This is a genomic window from Peribacillus frigoritolerans (assembly GCF_001636405.1).
Lineage (GTDB): Bacteria > Bacillota > Bacilli > Bacillales > DSM-1321 > Peribacillus > Peribacillus frigoritolerans.
In genome coordinates this window covers 4,218,183-4,233,389 of record NZ_KV440950.1, presented here as the reverse complement: position 1 = coordinate 4,233,389, position 15,207 = coordinate 4,218,183, and the positions used below count along the sequence as shown (strand labels likewise).

Here is a 15,207-nt window from a genome sequence, read left to right as displayed (position 1 = left end):
GTCCTTATTATTAAAGCATGATGCTGCCGGATTTTGAAAGAGGGAAAATCGTTGATCCCTTACCACTCGGATCAAAATAGGCAAGCATGAATGAAGGTTTATCGACGATTGTTCCATCGGCTAAATACGTTTCCAAATCAAAGGGAAGTGCCTCGAGCAACGTGTGTTTGTGTATTTCTTTTTCATTCAGGGCCAAAGCGGTGAAAGAGGAACCAAGCTGTTCAGGCTTATTGAGAATATATTCATATATCTCTTTCCGACCACTTTTATCTAATGAAGCTTCCCACCAAGGTTTACGTGGTTTGTATTTTTGATTCATGAAATAATCCAATTTCATTAGTCCGATAATGTTTTTCAGTTCGGCAGATTCCCGGGAAGCCAAAAACTGCTGTAAACGTCTGAACAAGTCTTCAAGCTGATGGCCGATTCGTGACCACCCTTGTTCATCCCAATAGGTACCGAAATCTTGAAAGAAGTCGAACGGTGATTGAAATACCGTTTTGACAAGATATTCAGTAGTATGATCCATTCTATGATCGTTCCAGTATTTTTCAAGTACATCTTCAACTTGTTTAATACGGACAATGTCATCGAAGGATAAAACATTATTCCCCAATATTTCATAAGGAGCATGTTCGCTGTATATATATTGGTGTTCATCGGCTCGTATCCGTAAGCCGGTTCCACGAAGCATCTTTAAGAAACCAAGCTGCATCTCTTCGGGTCTAAGCTCGAAAACATCATTGAAGGTCTTTCGGAAAGAATGATAATCTTCTTCCGGTAAACCGGCAATAAGGTCTAAATGCTGATCAATTTTCTGACCATCTTTTACCATGGTTACGGTCCTGGTCAGTTTTTCGAAATTCTGTCTTCTCATTACTAGATCATTCGTATGATCATTCGTCGATTGTACCCCTATTTCAAAGCGGAACAGTCCTGCAGGGGCATTGTCGTTCAAGAACTGGATAACTTCCGGACGCATGATGTCCGCCGTGATCTCGAACTGGAAAACCACACCGGGAAGATGCTCATCGATTAAGAATTGAAACATCTCCATGGCATAGCTTCGGCTGATATTAAAGGTTCGGTCAACGAACTTAATCGTCTTTGCACCATTAGCCATAAGGTACCTGATATCTTCTTTGATCTTTTCACGATCAAAATACCTGACACCCACTTCAATCGATGAAAGGCAAAATTGGCAGCTGAACGGGCAACCTCGGCTAGTTTCGATATAGGTGACACGTTTAGATAGGTCGCCGCGGTCTTCCTCCAAACGATATGGAGAAGGGAGAGATTTTAAATCAACCTTGCCGTTCTGAGGCTGGATGATTTTTTTTCCATCCTGTCGGTACGCAATGCCGCCGATCTTCTTATAGTCATTCGAACCTTCAATTTCAGATAAAAGGGCCTTGAAGGTGACTTCACCTTCACCTATTACGATGAAATCTGCCCCGGGAATCTGATCAAGCCATTCCCCAACATCATAGGTGACTTCAGGTCCGCCGAGAATGATGACCAATTCCGGGTTGATTTTTTTTAGCATGGCTACGACTTTCATTGTTTCCTCGATGTTCCAAATATAGCAGCTGAACCCTATGACATCAGGTTTTTTGGAATGAAGGTCACCAACGATGTTCATAATTGGATCTTTTATCGTATATTCTGCCAGCTGGACATCATAATCAGGCTGGGCGTAAGCTTTTAAATATCGGATGGATAGCGATGTATGGATATATTTTGCGTTAAGAGTACTGATTATTATATTCATGTTAAAGGGCGTAAAAGAAACGCCTGGCTCCTTTCGTGTACATGTCTTTTTAAGCCAACAAGCACTAACGAGTAATTTTACCATAGCGTGCTCCATTTGAAAAATGAGTTATGGTATCGAAGGGGAATCTTTTCTGCTTGAAAGTCGGATAAGAAAACGAATTTGAAAAAACGGATAAAGCAGGAAATGCTTCATCCGTTTTATTTAAAAAGCTTGTTTAAAATAGTCTTTCGTTTTAGTCATGAATCGTTTTGTTTTGGTCGCCTTCAATTCGATGATTGGCTGTGCCATGGAAGCGATCATTTCACTTGATAATAACACCGTAATCAACAAAGAGAGTCCGGCGAGCATGATAAAGCTCTCTGTATTGCTGAAGTATTCCTGTATGGTGCTTTCGCGGAAGAAACGAATGAAGAAACCATGCAGCAGATACACATAAAGGGTTTGTTTACCCCAATTCGTAAAGAAATATTGTCTGCGTGGGATGAACGAAAGGAAGCTGAACACTGAAATGATACTCAATCCATAAAATCCCAGGCGTTTAAACATGGATACGATTGTCGCATCTTCAAGTTCGGCATATGGTTTCGAACCGAGCAGCCATTTATAATTAATATCGGTATTTAAATAAAAACCGATAAAAATCACTAACATGACAATAAGTGATGCCAAACGAACTTTGGGAGTGAATAGTTTTTTTAAATGTTCCTTGCTTAAATGGTACCCGATCAAAAACATCGGGAAAAAAACGAATGTCCTGGAGAGACTAAGGTAATTGGAAATATTGTCTATATAACCAATCAATAATGCGATTATTAAAGATAAACCTATGCCTACTGATGGCTTTAGCTTTGAGAAACCAAGCAGCATGATGTTCCAACAGAATAAACTGATCAAGAACCATAGCGACCATTGGGGGTCAAGCAGGTCTACAGTGATGGCAGAACGTTCATATAAGAAATAATAGTAAACAGTATATATCAATTGGAAAATGATGTAGGGTAAAATCAGCTTTTTAGTAATTTTACCTAAATACCCTTTTTGATAAAAACCTTTCGCAAAGAATCCTGAAACAAGGATAAAGGCAGGCATGTGAAAGGAATAAATGGTTTTATATAAAGCATATATCGTTTCACTGTCATGTATATACGTATTCAGCAAATGACCAAAGACGACAAATGCCATGAGAATGAACTTGGCGTTATCGAAGAAAAAATCACGTTGTTTCATTTATTGCCTCCATTTAATAAATTTTAAGGTAGCTAGAAAGCATTGTTATTTCTTATTCCCTAAATACCTTGTACTAAATCATTATTTATTAAATTTATTATAAAAACCTTAAATTAAGCTTAACGCTAAGTTTTACAGCATTCAATATACTATCATTTGATATATAGGTTAATTTTGGATAAAGGTGTTTGCGCTGATTTTCGAAAAATACCGAGGAAAATCAAGATGGATGTCGAATAAAGTTGGATAGGTATGGGTTTTGATGAGGGGGGTTAATATGAATATCGGTTATGAGAATGAAACGGAATATAAACAGGAAATTTTAAAATTGAATAAACAGATCGAAGGGTTTCTGAATATGTTCGATTCAATGTCAGAGCCTTATATCAGGGTTGATGAGGAACTGCTTCTCACTTATGCCAATGATGCCGCTTGTGCCCTGCTGGAAACACCTAAAGATCAACTGGAGTCCATGAGGATAACTGACTTTCTCGATGTCATCCCTTTAAATAACCAGGAAGTGTCGAGCACCCTAAAAACCTCGAATGAAAGTGAAAGGCAAATTATCCAGCTACATACCGGAGCCCTTAAGCAAATAGAGTTTATACGAATGGGATCACTTTCCGAAGGACAGCAGTTCTATCGTTTGGGGGATGTGACATTGGACGTTTCTTCGTCAAGGGAAACAGGGATGTCAAGACAGATGTTTTTGGACATTTTCGATACAGCCATAGAAAGCATCGTTCTATTCGACAGTTCAGGAATAATAATGGAAGTGAACCATGCCTTTATCCATGCCTTGGGCATTCCGAAAAAAGAGATTGTCGGTAAGAATATGAGGGACCTCATCTCCCCAGATTATCGGGGATATTGGGATGAGAGCATACAAAGAGCCTTTGATGAGTCGAACTATAAAGGGGAGGTAGAGATAAAGGTCGGGGATGAACTGCATCATTTTACTTTTTCGATAAGTTCAACGGTAGGAAATGAACTATATATGTCTGTGCTTCGAAGAATTACAGAATCAAATATAATAGAAAAAAAGTTAGAGACGAGCGAACGGATTTTTGCGGAATTATTCGACCAGTCCATGGATGCAATCATATTCTGGAATGATGACGGGATCATTTTTCGGGTCAATCATTCAGCGTGTAAAATATTCGAATCCAGCAGGGAGGATTTGATTGGCAGTTATATCTGGAAATACGTTTACAGTAACAATCACCATTTTAGTAAGATGATGGAAACGTTTGAAAGAGACACCCAGGTGCGGGGTGAGCTAATTTATAAAATGCCTAATAACCAAATTAAATTGCTAGAATTGACTGCAAAAAAACATGAAGGTGACGGATATAACGTAACGATCTTTCGAAATGTCAGTGAGCGCTGGCTGATTGAGAAGGAATTAAGGGATAGTGAGAAGAAGTTCAGGAAGATTTTTGAGGGGACATTAGACGGCCTGATTTTATGGAATCATGAAGGGTTCACGGATATTAATGAAGCGGGTCAGAAAATATTGGAGATTTCGAAGCGCAAACTGCTTTCTTTATCTGTTAAGGGGTTCATCGAAAAAATTCCTGAAAATGCTCCAGTCTTGAACTCTCACATTGAAAATGTTTATAAGCATGAGGTATACTCCTCCATCATTCCGATAACATTCGAAGATGGAAGAGTTAAGCATATTGAATTTTTGACGAGGAAAAATTTATATTCGAACCTGAATTTAAGCATTTTCCGTGATGTGAGTAAAAATCTCGAAATGCAGGAACAAATCCGAAAATCGGATACTTTGAATGTCGTTGGTGAATTGGCGGCAGGTATTGCTCACGAAATCAGGAATCCAATGACAGCTTTAAAAGGTTTTATCCAGTTGCTTGAGGATGGTGTTAAAGGGGAGTTTTCCACATATTTTCATGTGATTACATCCGAAATTAAGCGAATCGAAACCATTATCACGGAATTTTTGGTTCTGGCAAAGCCGCAGGCGCTAAAAGTTTTCAAACAGGACGTTCATACCATATTGAGAGAGACACTGGAATTACTGGCCGCTCAGGCACTGTTGGAAAATATTCAATTCGAGACATACTTTGAAGAAGATGAATGTAAGGTTTTATGTGAAGCAAACCAGTTAAAGCAAGTGTTCATTAATATCATCAAAAATGCATTGGAAGTCATGCCGGATGGCGGGTCTGTTCACATTAAAACAAGCCGATTTTCAGAGAAATACGTTTGCATTTCAATTACGGATAAAGGCATGGGGATTTCAACGGAAATGCTAAAAAAATTGGGTGAACCTTTTTATACGACGAAGGATAGGGGAACAGGGCTGGGGCTCATGGTCAGCTATAAAATCATTGAAGAACACAATGGCTATATAGAAGTGGAAAGCGAAGTGGGAAAAGGGACGAGCTTTCATATTTATTTGCCATTCGAGTAACGTAGAAGGGGATGCTCTATACCTTTCTTAAGTTAACGGAAAGCATGGTTATTTCCTTAGGGATCCTTTATCGGATTCCTTTTTTTGTTCCAGCATCATTATCCTGGGATTACATATGAGGGTTGTAAAAATGATAAATATTTTTGCTTCAATTAAGGGGCTGTCCTGCTTTTAAATCATTGAGAAATTATTTGCTCGAATTGAATAAGCGAAAACTATAATAGCATCCAAATAGGGGAATCCTTCAAAGCGATTTTCGGAGTGCCTTCATATGAAATCTTCCTGATCAATATATGATGCTTATGCTTAGGAATTTCCGTCATATCCTGTCTGCTGATGGACCAAGCCATATCGCAATTTAAGAAGTTTTGTCTTTTTTTGCGAATCTATTTACATATAAGGCATATTTTGTAATACTTCTTTATTATAATGTAACTTTAAAAGGGCAGGAGTAGTGAATGTAGTTATGAATTCTAGGTGTGCAACGGAAATTTGTTCTGAGATTCGAATGAAGCGTTGGGAAATGATGGAGTTGGCGAAAATGTATGGACTTGGCCATGAGTATACCCTTCGCCAAAGTGAGCAGCTTGACAAACTTATAAATGAGTATCTGATCCTTCAACATCATTCATCAGTGGAAGTGAGAAATAAGCGAGATGAAATGGTTGTTATTGTACAGCAGCCCTTTAATGAAGACATTTCCTTTTAGAAGGAACTGAATGCCCATGACTTTTTATATTAGCAGGCAAGAGATAATCAACTTTGTGTGATTTCTGGTGAAATGAATCATATCTGAAAACAAATAAAGAAAGACTTATATAAACAAGAATATATCTTTTGAATTTCCTTTGGATTTGGGGTATATATCGAGGGGAGGTCAACAGAAGGTGTCCTTCGTGCATCGGATTGGTTTAGAAGTCTTGATTTTTCTGAATGGATTACACTGATAAATAAAAAGTAAGAGCTGACTCACTTGATGGAGCCAGCCATGGAAGTACCGCAATTATAAAATTTCCAATAATATGACCATAAACAAAAGACCGATAATGAAGGAATAGGTGGATGTGCGTTCATTACCATCCCCATGGCTTTCGGGAATCAGTTCCTTATAAACGATGAAAAGCATGGCCCCGGCGGCGAAAGCTAGGCCGTATGGAACCAGGAACCCAATGTAAGAGGTTAAATAATAACCCAGTAAGCCTGTAATTATTTCGATGGTGCCGGTTAAGGTTGCAATCAGGAATGCTGTGAGTTTACCGATTTTTTGATTAATTAAAAACAAGGCGACCAGTAAGCCTTCCGGAGCATTTTGCAGGCCGATGGCAAAAGCGATCAAGTTACCTGTATCAGCTGTATCAGAGGCGTAACTGACCCCGACAGAAAGCCCCTCAGGAATATTATGGAGTGTAATGGCAGTGATGATGAGCAAGGCCTTTTCATCGAACTGAATACCACTTTTCGTATGGCTGAGATCGATATGAGGAATGTTTTGTTCCATGATCGTTAATGTCATTACCCCGAGAAAAACCCCAATTACCAGCTGAATATACCCCCCGGTGGCCAGAGACTCCGGGATCAGGCTCAATAACGAAGCAGCCACCATGATTCCAGCCGTAAATGCCAGTAGCGTGTCTCTGAATCGATGTGTGATTGAACCTTGAATGAACAAGATCGGTAACGCACCAAACCCTGTAGACATAGCAGATAGGATGCTTCCTAATAAAACTCCACTCATAAATTTCTCCTTTGTAAGGTACTTATCGTTACATCTTTGCGAATTTTTGGGTGAAACAATAATTCATTGTATTTAGACATAAAGAATATGTTCCTGGAAAAAACCATTTTGCATCAATCTTCTGCATACCATTTTTTCAATATTAGATCAGACGGTAGCAATATGCTGATGATCCCCAGTAATGGCAGGAATCCCACTAGTTTAATCATTGATTCAATTCCAATTATATCTGCAATGGCTCCCAATGAAACGGATCCAATGGCACCCATTCCGAAGGCTAAACCTACGGTCAAGCCTGCCATCGTACCGACTTTTCCCGGGACCAATTCCTGTGCGTATATTACCGTGACGGAAAAACTGCTCATTATAATGAATCCCGCTATCAATAATAAGATAAAAGCGGCTGTAGGAGGTACGAATGGCAAAAGTGCGGTAATTGGCATGCTGGCAGCGAAAGAAAAGAAAATGATGTTTTTACGCCCGAATCTATCAGCAAGCGGGCCTCCGAAAAAAGTACCGACAGCACCAGCTGCCAAAAAGGCAAATAGGAAAAATTGTGCGGCTTTTATCGTGAATGAATACTGTTCGATCAAATAAAAACTATAAAAGTTCGTCATGCACGATACATACCAGGAACGGGCAAAGATTATGAATAAAATCAATACCAGGGCTTTGGCCACTTTATGGGACCGCTCTTTATTGATTATTTTTGCAGCAAGCTTTTTAGGCTGGAAGTGAACTAATTTTTGGGTATACCATTTGGCAATATACAGCAATAGGATAACGGCCATTAAGGCAACCAGGGCAAACCAGAGTGCGCCCTTTTGACCAAATGGAACTAGTACGATGGCTGTGATGAGTGGGGCAAGTGCCTGCCCGCTATTCCCGCCGACCTGATAAATGGATTGTGCCAGGCCTCTCTTTGGTCCGCCTGCCATGTAGGCAACCCTGGAGCCTTCCGGATGGAATATGGCCGACCCTAAGCCCATCAGGATGACTGCACCAAGGATAATGGTATAGTTTGGGGCAATTGCGAGAATGATGACCCCGATTAAAGTACTGGTCAACCCAATGGGCAATGCATATGGAAAGGGTTTTTTATCCGTATAGAACCCAACTGCCGGTTGCAGGAGCGATGAGATGATATTCAGGCAGAATGCAATCATTCCAAGCTGTGTATACGAAAGCGACATTGATTTTTCGAGGATTGGGAACATGGCCGGTACGACGGCCTGAAGAGAATCATTCATTAAATGGCATATGCCTATAATGATCATGATTTTCAGAGTCATATCTTGTTTTTGCGGTTTTGTTTTAATGGCAGCGATACTTCCCATCTGTATATATCCTTCTTCCTGATTAAGATTTTTACCTATTCCATAAATAGATTCAAGAAGCATGCACCGTATGCATGACACCTTTAAATAAATCGGGATCGTTACTAGTCTTCATGAAAAAATCGAAAATTCTTCAAAGTACTAAGTGGTCTTTTATAAGCGGCAAGCTGATTGTAACGGTTGTACCGACCAGAGGTTTACTTGAAAACTCGATGGTGCCGTTAAAAGATTCAATGATTCGTTTACACACAAATAGCCCTAATCCCGTTCCTTCTTTTTTCGATGTATAGAAGGGATCGAACACTTTCCCTATATCTTTTTCATTCAGTCCTTGCCCGTTATCGGTGATCATGATTTTAGCCCAATCATTTTCATGGTGAATTCGAATCCTTAACTTTTTCCCAACTTCCATGGCCTCGAAACCGTTTTTGGCAATGTTGAGAATGACTTGTTTGAATTGGTCCTTTGTACAATGAACCAAGATTGGCTCCTTTATGATATTCCATTCCACTTCAATATTGAAGTGACGTGCTTCTGATTCTATTATTGGTCTCAATTCAGCAATGATACTGCGAATATCATATAAGGATAAAGTTTGTACCATTGGCTTTCCTAAAATCAAAAATTCGCTGACGATGCTATTGATCCGTTCAATTTCCTTCATGATGACAGAGTAATAGAACTGATCTTGCTCCTCAGGGTGTTTTTCTACCAGTAACTGCACTAGCCCTTTTATGCCGGTAAGTGGGTTTTTTATTTCATGTGCAGTACTTGCAGCCAATGTACCGACAAAATCTATTTTTTGGCTTTCGTTTAGTAATTTTTGGTTTTTGTCATGCCTGCGAACGATCACTTCCTCCATGATGATATAAATCATGTGAGTAATAAAGAAGGTGAAAAAGACAAGCATTAAAAAAACATTCATGTTATTTGTGTTAATCTTGTCGGGCATTTTGACGGACAGTGTCCAATCGACTTCGTTCAAAGGAACATCCACCCATGTTGAATGTCCATTGAATCCCTCGGCATTTATATCTAAAATTCGGGTTTTATGCTTTGTTTCCAATATAAAGGAATGACCAGGGCTGAGCATTTTTAATATTTTTTCCATATGATCCAGCCTGATATGTGCCAATAAAAACCCTTGCACTTTTTTATCTTGATCCAGTATGGGAGCAAAAATGGAAAAATAATTAAAATGAGCGTTATAAAGCTCCTTTGTTCCTGCAACAACTGCTTTTTCAGTTTTTACTGCACGTTCCATATCATTTTGTTCGATTAAATGGTAATGATGGAAATTCTTACTCGTACCCGAAATGGAAACACCGTCGCGATTTAGCCAATATACTCCGGCATACCTGGAATCTGTATCTTTGATCCAGTTCATAAGAAGTTCGGTTTTTTTGTCATCCATATAAAGCACGGAACTGCTAAGGCTAAGCAGCTCAAGGTTTTCCTTCGTTTCCCTTATAACTTGATCTATGTATTCTTGATAAACCGTTCCCGCCCATTCAGCTTGTTCCTGTCTTTCTTTTAGAAGGGAACGTTCTAAATGCATCCAATAAATGATAGAGAGAAAAATTAATGGTAAAATAACAATAAGTAGATATGTGGTGAATTTATGCCTCGTTTTCATGTTTGTCACTACTTTAGCTTTTTTTTCAAGTATATCAAAATGATTGATTAAACAATAGTGCATACTAACAGGGCAGATTGACAAAAAAGCCTTTATGTCATATAATAACTTTTAATTCAAGATATTTTAATTAAAAATTTTTAAGGTTGTGAAGTTATGGAGAATAATAACATCCAACAGTCTTTGAAACTGTTCATTGTGATGTCTAGAGCTCATCGATCCATTAATGATGTGGTTAATAAACATATAGCTGAAGAGGGATTGAATCCAACTGAGTTTGCAGTATTGGAATTGCTTTATCATAAAGGGGATCAGCCTCTTCAGCAAATAGGCGGAAAGATCCTGCTAGCCAGCGGCAGCATTACCTATGTCGTGGATAAACTTGAACAGAAGGAATATCTGCAGCGCATAGCATGTAAAGAGGATCGCCGTGTAACCTTTGCAAAGATAACCGATAAAGGAAAGGCCTTTATTGAAGGAGTATTTCCTGAGCATGAAAAAAGAATCGATGATATCATGAGTGTACTTACGCAAGATGAAAAGGCGACCGTGATCGAATTGCTTAAAAAGATTGGGTATTCCGCTCAAAATTAGCTAAAGAACCAGCACCGGATTTAACTTCAGGTGCTGGTTTTTGTGTCTGATAAAACATGAATTTGTTTTAGCGACATAAAAAGGTTTTTAATAACGCTGTGGCGAATTAAATTACATTACGATAACCGTGATAATGGTGAATTTTTCTTGGAAACGAATTCGATTGGATAAAGTCACTCTGTTATACAGAAAAAATGTTTTATATTCGAAAAGGAGCCTACATATGAAATTTAATGAGTATCAATATAAACGTCCTGAAATGGATGAAATTAAAACCCGGTTCATGAAAGCTTTGGAAAAGTTTACGGACGCTGCAAATGCCGATGCACAAATAAAAGCCATGGAAGAAATAAACGGAATTCGAAATTATGTAGGTACGATGTTTAATTTGGTCTATATCCGGCATTCCATAGATACCAATGATGTTTTTTATAAAGCGGAGAATGATTACTTAGATGACTTCTCCCCTGAAATGGAAGAATTGACCTCGAAATTTTACAATGAACTCGTTCGCTCGAAATTCCGTAAGGAACTTGAGGAGAAATGGGGAACTCAACTATTTGACCTGGCAGAGGCCCAACTCAAAACCTTTTCGCCCAAAATCATACCACAGCTGCAAAAAGAAAATAAATTATCAAGTGAGTATTCACAATTAATCGCCTCTGCAAAAATTCGCTTTGATGGGAAAGAATTAACGCTTGCGCAGCTTCAGCCTTTTATGGAATCCTCGGACCGTAAGTTAAGGAAGAATGCAAGTGAGGCATATTACGGTTTCTTTGAAGAAAAGCAGGAGGAATTGGATCGTATATTCGATGAACTTGTCAAGGTAAGGAATGGGATTTCGACAGCGCTGGGTTATGGGAATTTCGTGGAACTTGGGTATTATCGGATGACAAGGACTGATTATGATGCTGATATGGTTGCTGCATTCCGCAAGCAGGTGAAAGAGGAAGTGGTACCGCTTGTCACCCGGCTGAAGGAACGGCAGCGGGAACGTCTTGGATTGGAGAAGCTGAACTATTATGATGAGAATTTTCATTTCAGAACCGGTAATGCCATTCCAAAAGGCGATGCTGAGTGGATCATCGAAAATGGGAAAAGGATGTACCAGGAACTATCCCCTGAAACGAATCAGTTTTTCAACTATATGATTGATAATGACCTGATGGACCTTGTGGCGAAAAAAGGAAAAGAAAGCGGTGGCTACTGTACTTTTATAGAAGACTATAAAGCTCCATTCATCTTTTCCAATTTCAATGGTACTTCAGGGGATATTGATGTTTTGACACATGAGGCAGGTCATGCATTCCAAGTTTATCGCAGCCGTGATCTAGATATTCCTGAGTATTATTGGCCTACATATGAAGCATGTGAAATCCATTCGATGAGTATGGAATTTTTAACTTGGCCATGGATGGAGCTATTTTTCAAGGAAGATACGGAAAAATATAAGTTTTCCCATTTAAGCGGTGCCCTCATATTCCTCCCGTATGGGGTAGCTGTTGATGAATTTCAGCATTTTGTCTATGAAAATCCTAATGCATCCCCCGTTGAAAGAAAGCAGGCTTGGCGTAAGATCGAGATGGAATATTTGCCGCATCGCGATTATGAAGGAAATGAATTCTTGGAGCATGGCGGGTATTGGCAGCGGCAAAGCCACATTTATCAATCACCCTTTTATTATATCGACTATACATTGGCCCAGATTTGTGCTTTCCAATTCTGGAAAAGGTCGACTGAAAAAGATGAAACGGCTTGGGAGGATTATCTGAATCTGTGCCAACTTGGAGGCAGCAAGTCCTTCCTTGATCTCGTTGAATCTGCGAATCTGAAATCCCCGTTTGTTGACGGTACTGTACAGTCCGTTGTGAAGGTGATAGACGAATGGCTCTCCACTGTTGATGATAAGGCATTATGAAATGGTCTAACTCCGAACCATGATTATAAAAGAAGACTTGGTTATCCTTCATGAACCCTTTTTTATATAGAAAGAAACCTTATTGGATTGAAGAAATTTGTAACACTCCTGCCGAGGTGCTTGCAATGATGCGGCATGAAAGACAGTCGGCGGAAAGGGAGCGAATTTCTGGAAGCAACTGGTACGTATATTAATTAGTATACAGTCTGAACGCTTGGAGATTATTCCAAGCGTTTTTTTAAATCTTCATGCATTCGGAATGGTGCTTCAAAGTGAAATGCATAGGGGGTTTCAGACTGCACTAAGAAAGAATGAAACCGAGGAAAAAAACAGCTGGCGAAAGGAATATTGCCCGGCTTGTCTTAAATGTCCCTTCCTTACATATAAATGTAGGGAGGAGGGGAGAGTATGCTGTCAAGGTGGTCAGGGAGTTTTCAGATTGCAGCGGTTTATGTAGGCACAGTCGTCGGTGCAGGATTTGCAACTGGAAAAGAGATTGTCGAGTTTTTTACCCGTTATGGTTTTTATGGCTTTATCGGGATTTTAATAGCAGGTTATATTTTCATTTTCACCGGGACGAAAATCATGCTCATTTCTGCAAGGATCAGAGCATCTTCTTATGAGGAGTTCAATCAATTTCTTTTTGGCAAGAAAATAGCAGGAATCATCAACTTCTTTTTCCTTATCATGCTGTTAGGGGTGACGGCTGTCATGATTTCGGGTTCAGGAGCCGTTTTTGAAGAACAACTTGGCGTGCCTAAAAGTATTGGAAGTTGGTCTACGATCATACTGGCATCCTTGGTCCTGATGATGGGCATGCGCGGTGTTTTCACTGTGAACTCGTTTGTTGTACCAATCATGATCTGCTTTAGCGTGATTCTTTTTTTCTCGACTTTAGGTAATGGGGATTTCTTTAAGACCTTTACAAAAGTTCCGGATGAAGTGATCACCGTGAAAATGATTTTGTCCCCCTTTGCCTACACAGCCTTTAACCTTGCTTTGGCACAGGCTGTGCTGGTTCCGGTTGCGTATGAAGTTCGAGATGAGAAGGTCATTAAGCATGGAGCAATTCTAGGAGGGATATTCCTGACCATCATTTTATTGACGGGGCATTTTTCACTTATGACACTTCCTGACGTGAATCGTTATGAAATTCCTTCAGCAGTTATTATGAGAACTGCGGCCAGTCAGTTGTATTGGATGTTCATTTTGGTGATATACGGCGAGATATTCACTTCGGTCATCGGAAACATATATGGCTTACAGAGGCAAATCAGCAGTTATATTAAATTGCCAAGCATGCTGATCATAGCGGTGATCTTTTTAATAGCTTTAATCATTAGTGAATTCGGATATGGAAGGTTACTAGGATATATTTATCCGGTTTTTGGATACATAAGCCTCCTTTTTTTAGTGCTGGTCTGGAAGAGCAAGGCAGGCAAGGAGTAATGGAGAACGGAGGGCCTGCCCCTAGCCCTCCGGACCATGGGGAAATCAATGGTCACCCTTTCATCAGCGTCTTAGCCATCTCTAGAAAAGCATCCCGGTAATCTTTATCTTTTTTCGTGAACATAGTTAAGCGGAAGGGGGCTTTTTCATCCTTGAGCAAAATGGAAGTGGTGACATCATCCCCACTTTCCACTTCAAATCCTGTGCCGCTCTCGATATCGAGTGAAGGATCCCTAATCGTTTCTGATATGCTTTTCAGCTGGTCTTGAACATTTTCTTCCACCTCATCCCAACTGACATCGGCCTTCAACAATTCGATTCTCATATAAATGGAGTCATCTTCAATCAGGAACACAATATCTTTTCCTGGTTCTTCGGCACTTAACCTGAATTGTTGCATAACATAGAGGCTGAACGGTTGATTATCGCTTTTTTTTAGGAATGCTGTTTTTTCTTTTGCTTCCCCGTTCATTGTATACTGCAGGTTTTGCTCCATCAGTCTTATTTTATTACGATTGCCTCTTTGAGAAGTGTTGCCTTCGTTCTCCTCTTTTATTGAATCTTCCTGTGGCTCATCTGCATTTTCGTCTGTGGCCGTACCGCAGCCAGTCAGCAGAAAAGCGGCGAATGTGACACAGCCAATATAACGTGTCCAACAAGTCATGTGTTTCCCTCCTCTTTCTGATAGAAATTTCAAACTGGATATTCCTGCATCACATACAGGTGCTTTTCCCTTTAATGAATTAGACGGCATGAAGTGGAAATGGTTACAAAAAGCGGGGGAATTGAATGGGACGATTGCTAAAAAGTGAAAAACGGAACGGTCATCTAGAAACCATCCCGTTTGATAAATTGATTATCCTATGATTTTATAATTTTTATGGTTTACGACTGTTTTTTGTTCAAGCTCCAAATCACGATAATTTTCCATATACGTGACGTCCACGATTACTGAGTTCTCGTTCACTTTCTCGACGATTCCTTTTAAGCCTTCTCTAAATTCAATGATATTTCCAACTTCCGCTTTCTTCATGGTAATCATCCTTTCCCATTTTGTTTCCAATGATCAAAAAGTAACAATGGAGTAATTGGATTATTCG

At 39.5% G+C, this 15,207-nt stretch carries 12 protein-coding genes; 5 read left to right on the top strand and 7 right to left on the bottom strand.

Features of this window, described 5'->3' with window-relative positions:
- Positions 1 to 10: 10 nt before the first annotated feature.
- Both A6755_RS19970 and A6755_RS19965 read right to left on the bottom strand, forming a co-directional pair.
- Positions 11 to 1,771 carry a B12-binding domain-containing radical SAM protein gene (locus A6755_RS19970; protein WP_063591739.1) on the bottom strand — a complete coding sequence of 587 codons (1,761 nt, stop codon included), beginning with the start codon at positions 1,769 to 1,771 and terminating at the stop codon, positions 11 to 13.
- Between the two features lie 204 nt (positions 1,772 to 1,975).
- Positions 1,976 to 3,001: an acyltransferase family protein gene (locus A6755_RS19965; RefSeq protein WP_063591738.1), complete on the bottom strand. Its 1,026-nt coding sequence runs from the start codon at positions 2,999 to 3,001 to the stop codon at positions 1,976 to 1,978.
- 277 nt (positions 3,002 to 3,278) lie between these two features.
- Here A6755_RS19965 and A6755_RS19960 point away from each other — a divergent pair, with 277 nt between their 5' ends.
- Positions 3,279 to 5,438 carry a PAS domain S-box protein gene (locus A6755_RS19960; protein WP_174878747.1) on the top strand — a complete coding sequence of 720 codons (2,160 nt, stop codon included), beginning with the start codon at positions 3,279 to 3,281 and terminating at the stop codon, positions 5,436 to 5,438.
- A 466-nt stretch (positions 5,439 to 5,904) separates the two neighbouring features.
- Positions 5,905 to 6,147, top strand: coding sequence for an aspartyl-phosphate phosphatase Spo0E family protein (locus tag A6755_RS19955; protein WP_034314155.1), 243 nt, complete (start codon positions 5,905 to 5,907; stop codon positions 6,145 to 6,147).
- Between the two features lie 294 nt (positions 6,148 to 6,441).
- On the opposite strand, the gene A6755_RS19950 is transcribed toward A6755_RS19955, so the two are convergent.
- From A6755_RS19950 to A6755_RS19940, 3 genes are all read right to left on the bottom strand, one after another.
- On the bottom strand, positions 6,442 to 7,173 hold the full coding sequence (locus A6755_RS19950; RefSeq protein WP_063591736.1) for a ZIP family metal transporter: 732 nt from the start codon (positions 7,171 to 7,173) through the stop codon (positions 6,442 to 6,444).
- Between the two features lie 113 nt (positions 7,174 to 7,286).
- Positions 7,287 to 8,510, bottom strand: coding sequence for an MFS transporter (locus A6755_RS19945; RefSeq protein ID WP_063592622.1), 1,224 nt, complete (start codon positions 8,508 to 8,510; stop codon positions 7,287 to 7,289).
- 133 nt (positions 8,511 to 8,643) lie between these two features.
- Entirely contained in the window at positions 8,644 to 10,146 is a 1,503-nt protein-coding gene (locus tag A6755_RS19940) for a PAS domain-containing sensor histidine kinase (RefSeq protein ID WP_063591735.1), read from the bottom strand.
- 156 nt (positions 10,147 to 10,302) lie between these two features.
- On the opposite strand from A6755_RS19940, the gene A6755_RS19935 reads away from it, so the two are divergent.
- The 3 genes from A6755_RS19935 to A6755_RS19925 all read left to right on the top strand — a co-directional run bounded on the left by A6755_RS19935 (position 10,303) and on the right by A6755_RS19925 (position 14,107).
- Positions 10,303 to 10,740, top strand: a complete 438-nt coding sequence (locus A6755_RS19935; protein WP_034314147.1) for a MarR family winged helix-turn-helix transcriptional regulator — start codon at positions 10,303 to 10,305, stop codon at positions 10,738 to 10,740.
- Positions 10,741 to 10,963: 223 nt separating this feature from the next.
- Positions 10,964 to 12,658 carry a M3 family oligoendopeptidase gene (locus A6755_RS19930; RefSeq protein WP_063591734.1) on the top strand — a complete coding sequence of 565 codons (1,695 nt, stop codon included), beginning with the start codon at positions 10,964 to 10,966 and terminating at the stop codon, positions 12,656 to 12,658.
- A gap of 408 nt (positions 12,659 to 13,066) precedes the next feature.
- The gene (locus A6755_RS19925) at positions 13,067 to 14,107 is read left to right on the top strand and encodes a YkvI family membrane protein (protein ID WP_063591733.1); all 1,041 of its coding nucleotides are present in this window, start codon (positions 13,067 to 13,069) and stop codon (positions 14,105 to 14,107) included.
- Between the two features lie 52 nt (positions 14,108 to 14,159).
- Here A6755_RS19925 and A6755_RS19920 read toward each other — a convergent pair whose 3' ends face one another.
- On the bottom strand, positions 14,160 to 14,771 hold the full coding sequence (locus tag A6755_RS19920) for a hypothetical protein (protein WP_063591732.1): 612 nt from the start codon (positions 14,769 to 14,771) through the stop codon (positions 14,160 to 14,162).
- 192 nt (positions 14,772 to 14,963) lie between these two features.
- Positions 14,964 to 15,140, bottom strand: coding sequence for a YkvS family protein (locus tag A6755_RS25730; RefSeq protein WP_064505160.1), 177 nt, complete (start codon positions 15,138 to 15,140; stop codon positions 14,964 to 14,966).
- Between the last annotated feature and the right edge of the window lie 67 nt (positions 15,141 to 15,207).

Coding starts and splice junctions, on each gene's coding strand:
- A6755_RS19970 (WP_063591739.1), bottom strand. CDS start 1,771: ATGAATATAATAATCAGTACTCTTAACGCAAAATATATCCATACATCG.
- A6755_RS19965 (WP_063591738.1), bottom strand. CDS start 3,001: ATGAAACAACGTGATTTTTTCTTCGATAACGCCAAGTTCATTCTCATG.
- A6755_RS19960 (WP_174878747.1), top strand. CDS start 3,279: ATGAATATCGGTTATGAGAATGAAACGGAATATAAACAGGAAATTTTA.
- A6755_RS19955 (WP_034314155.1), top strand. CDS start 5,905: ATGAATTCTAGGTGTGCAACGGAAATTTGTTCTGAGATTCGAATGAAG.
- A6755_RS19950 (WP_063591736.1), bottom strand. CDS start 7,173: ATGAGTGGAGTTTTATTAGGAAGCATCCTATCTGCTATGTCTACAGGG.
- A6755_RS19945 (WP_063592622.1), bottom strand. CDS start 8,510: ATGGGAAGTATCGCTGCCATTAAAACAAAACCGCAAAAACAAGATATG.
- A6755_RS19940 (WP_063591735.1), bottom strand. CDS start 10,146: ATGAAAACGAGGCATAAATTCACCACATATCTACTTATTGTTATTTTA.
- A6755_RS19935 (WP_034314147.1), top strand. CDS start 10,303: ATGGAGAATAATAACATCCAACAGTCTTTGAAACTGTTCATTGTGATG.
- A6755_RS19930 (WP_063591734.1), top strand. CDS start 10,964: ATGAAATTTAATGAGTATCAATATAAACGTCCTGAAATGGATGAAATT.
- A6755_RS19925 (WP_063591733.1), top strand. CDS start 13,067: ATGCTGTCAAGGTGGTCAGGGAGTTTTCAGATTGCAGCGGTTTATGTA.
- A6755_RS19920 (WP_063591732.1), bottom strand. CDS start 14,771: ATGACTTGTTGGACACGTTATATTGGCTGTGTCACATTCGCCGCTTTT.
- A6755_RS25730 (WP_064505160.1), bottom strand. CDS start 15,140: ATGAAGAAAGCGGAAGTTGGAAATATCATTGAATTTAGAGAAGGCTTA.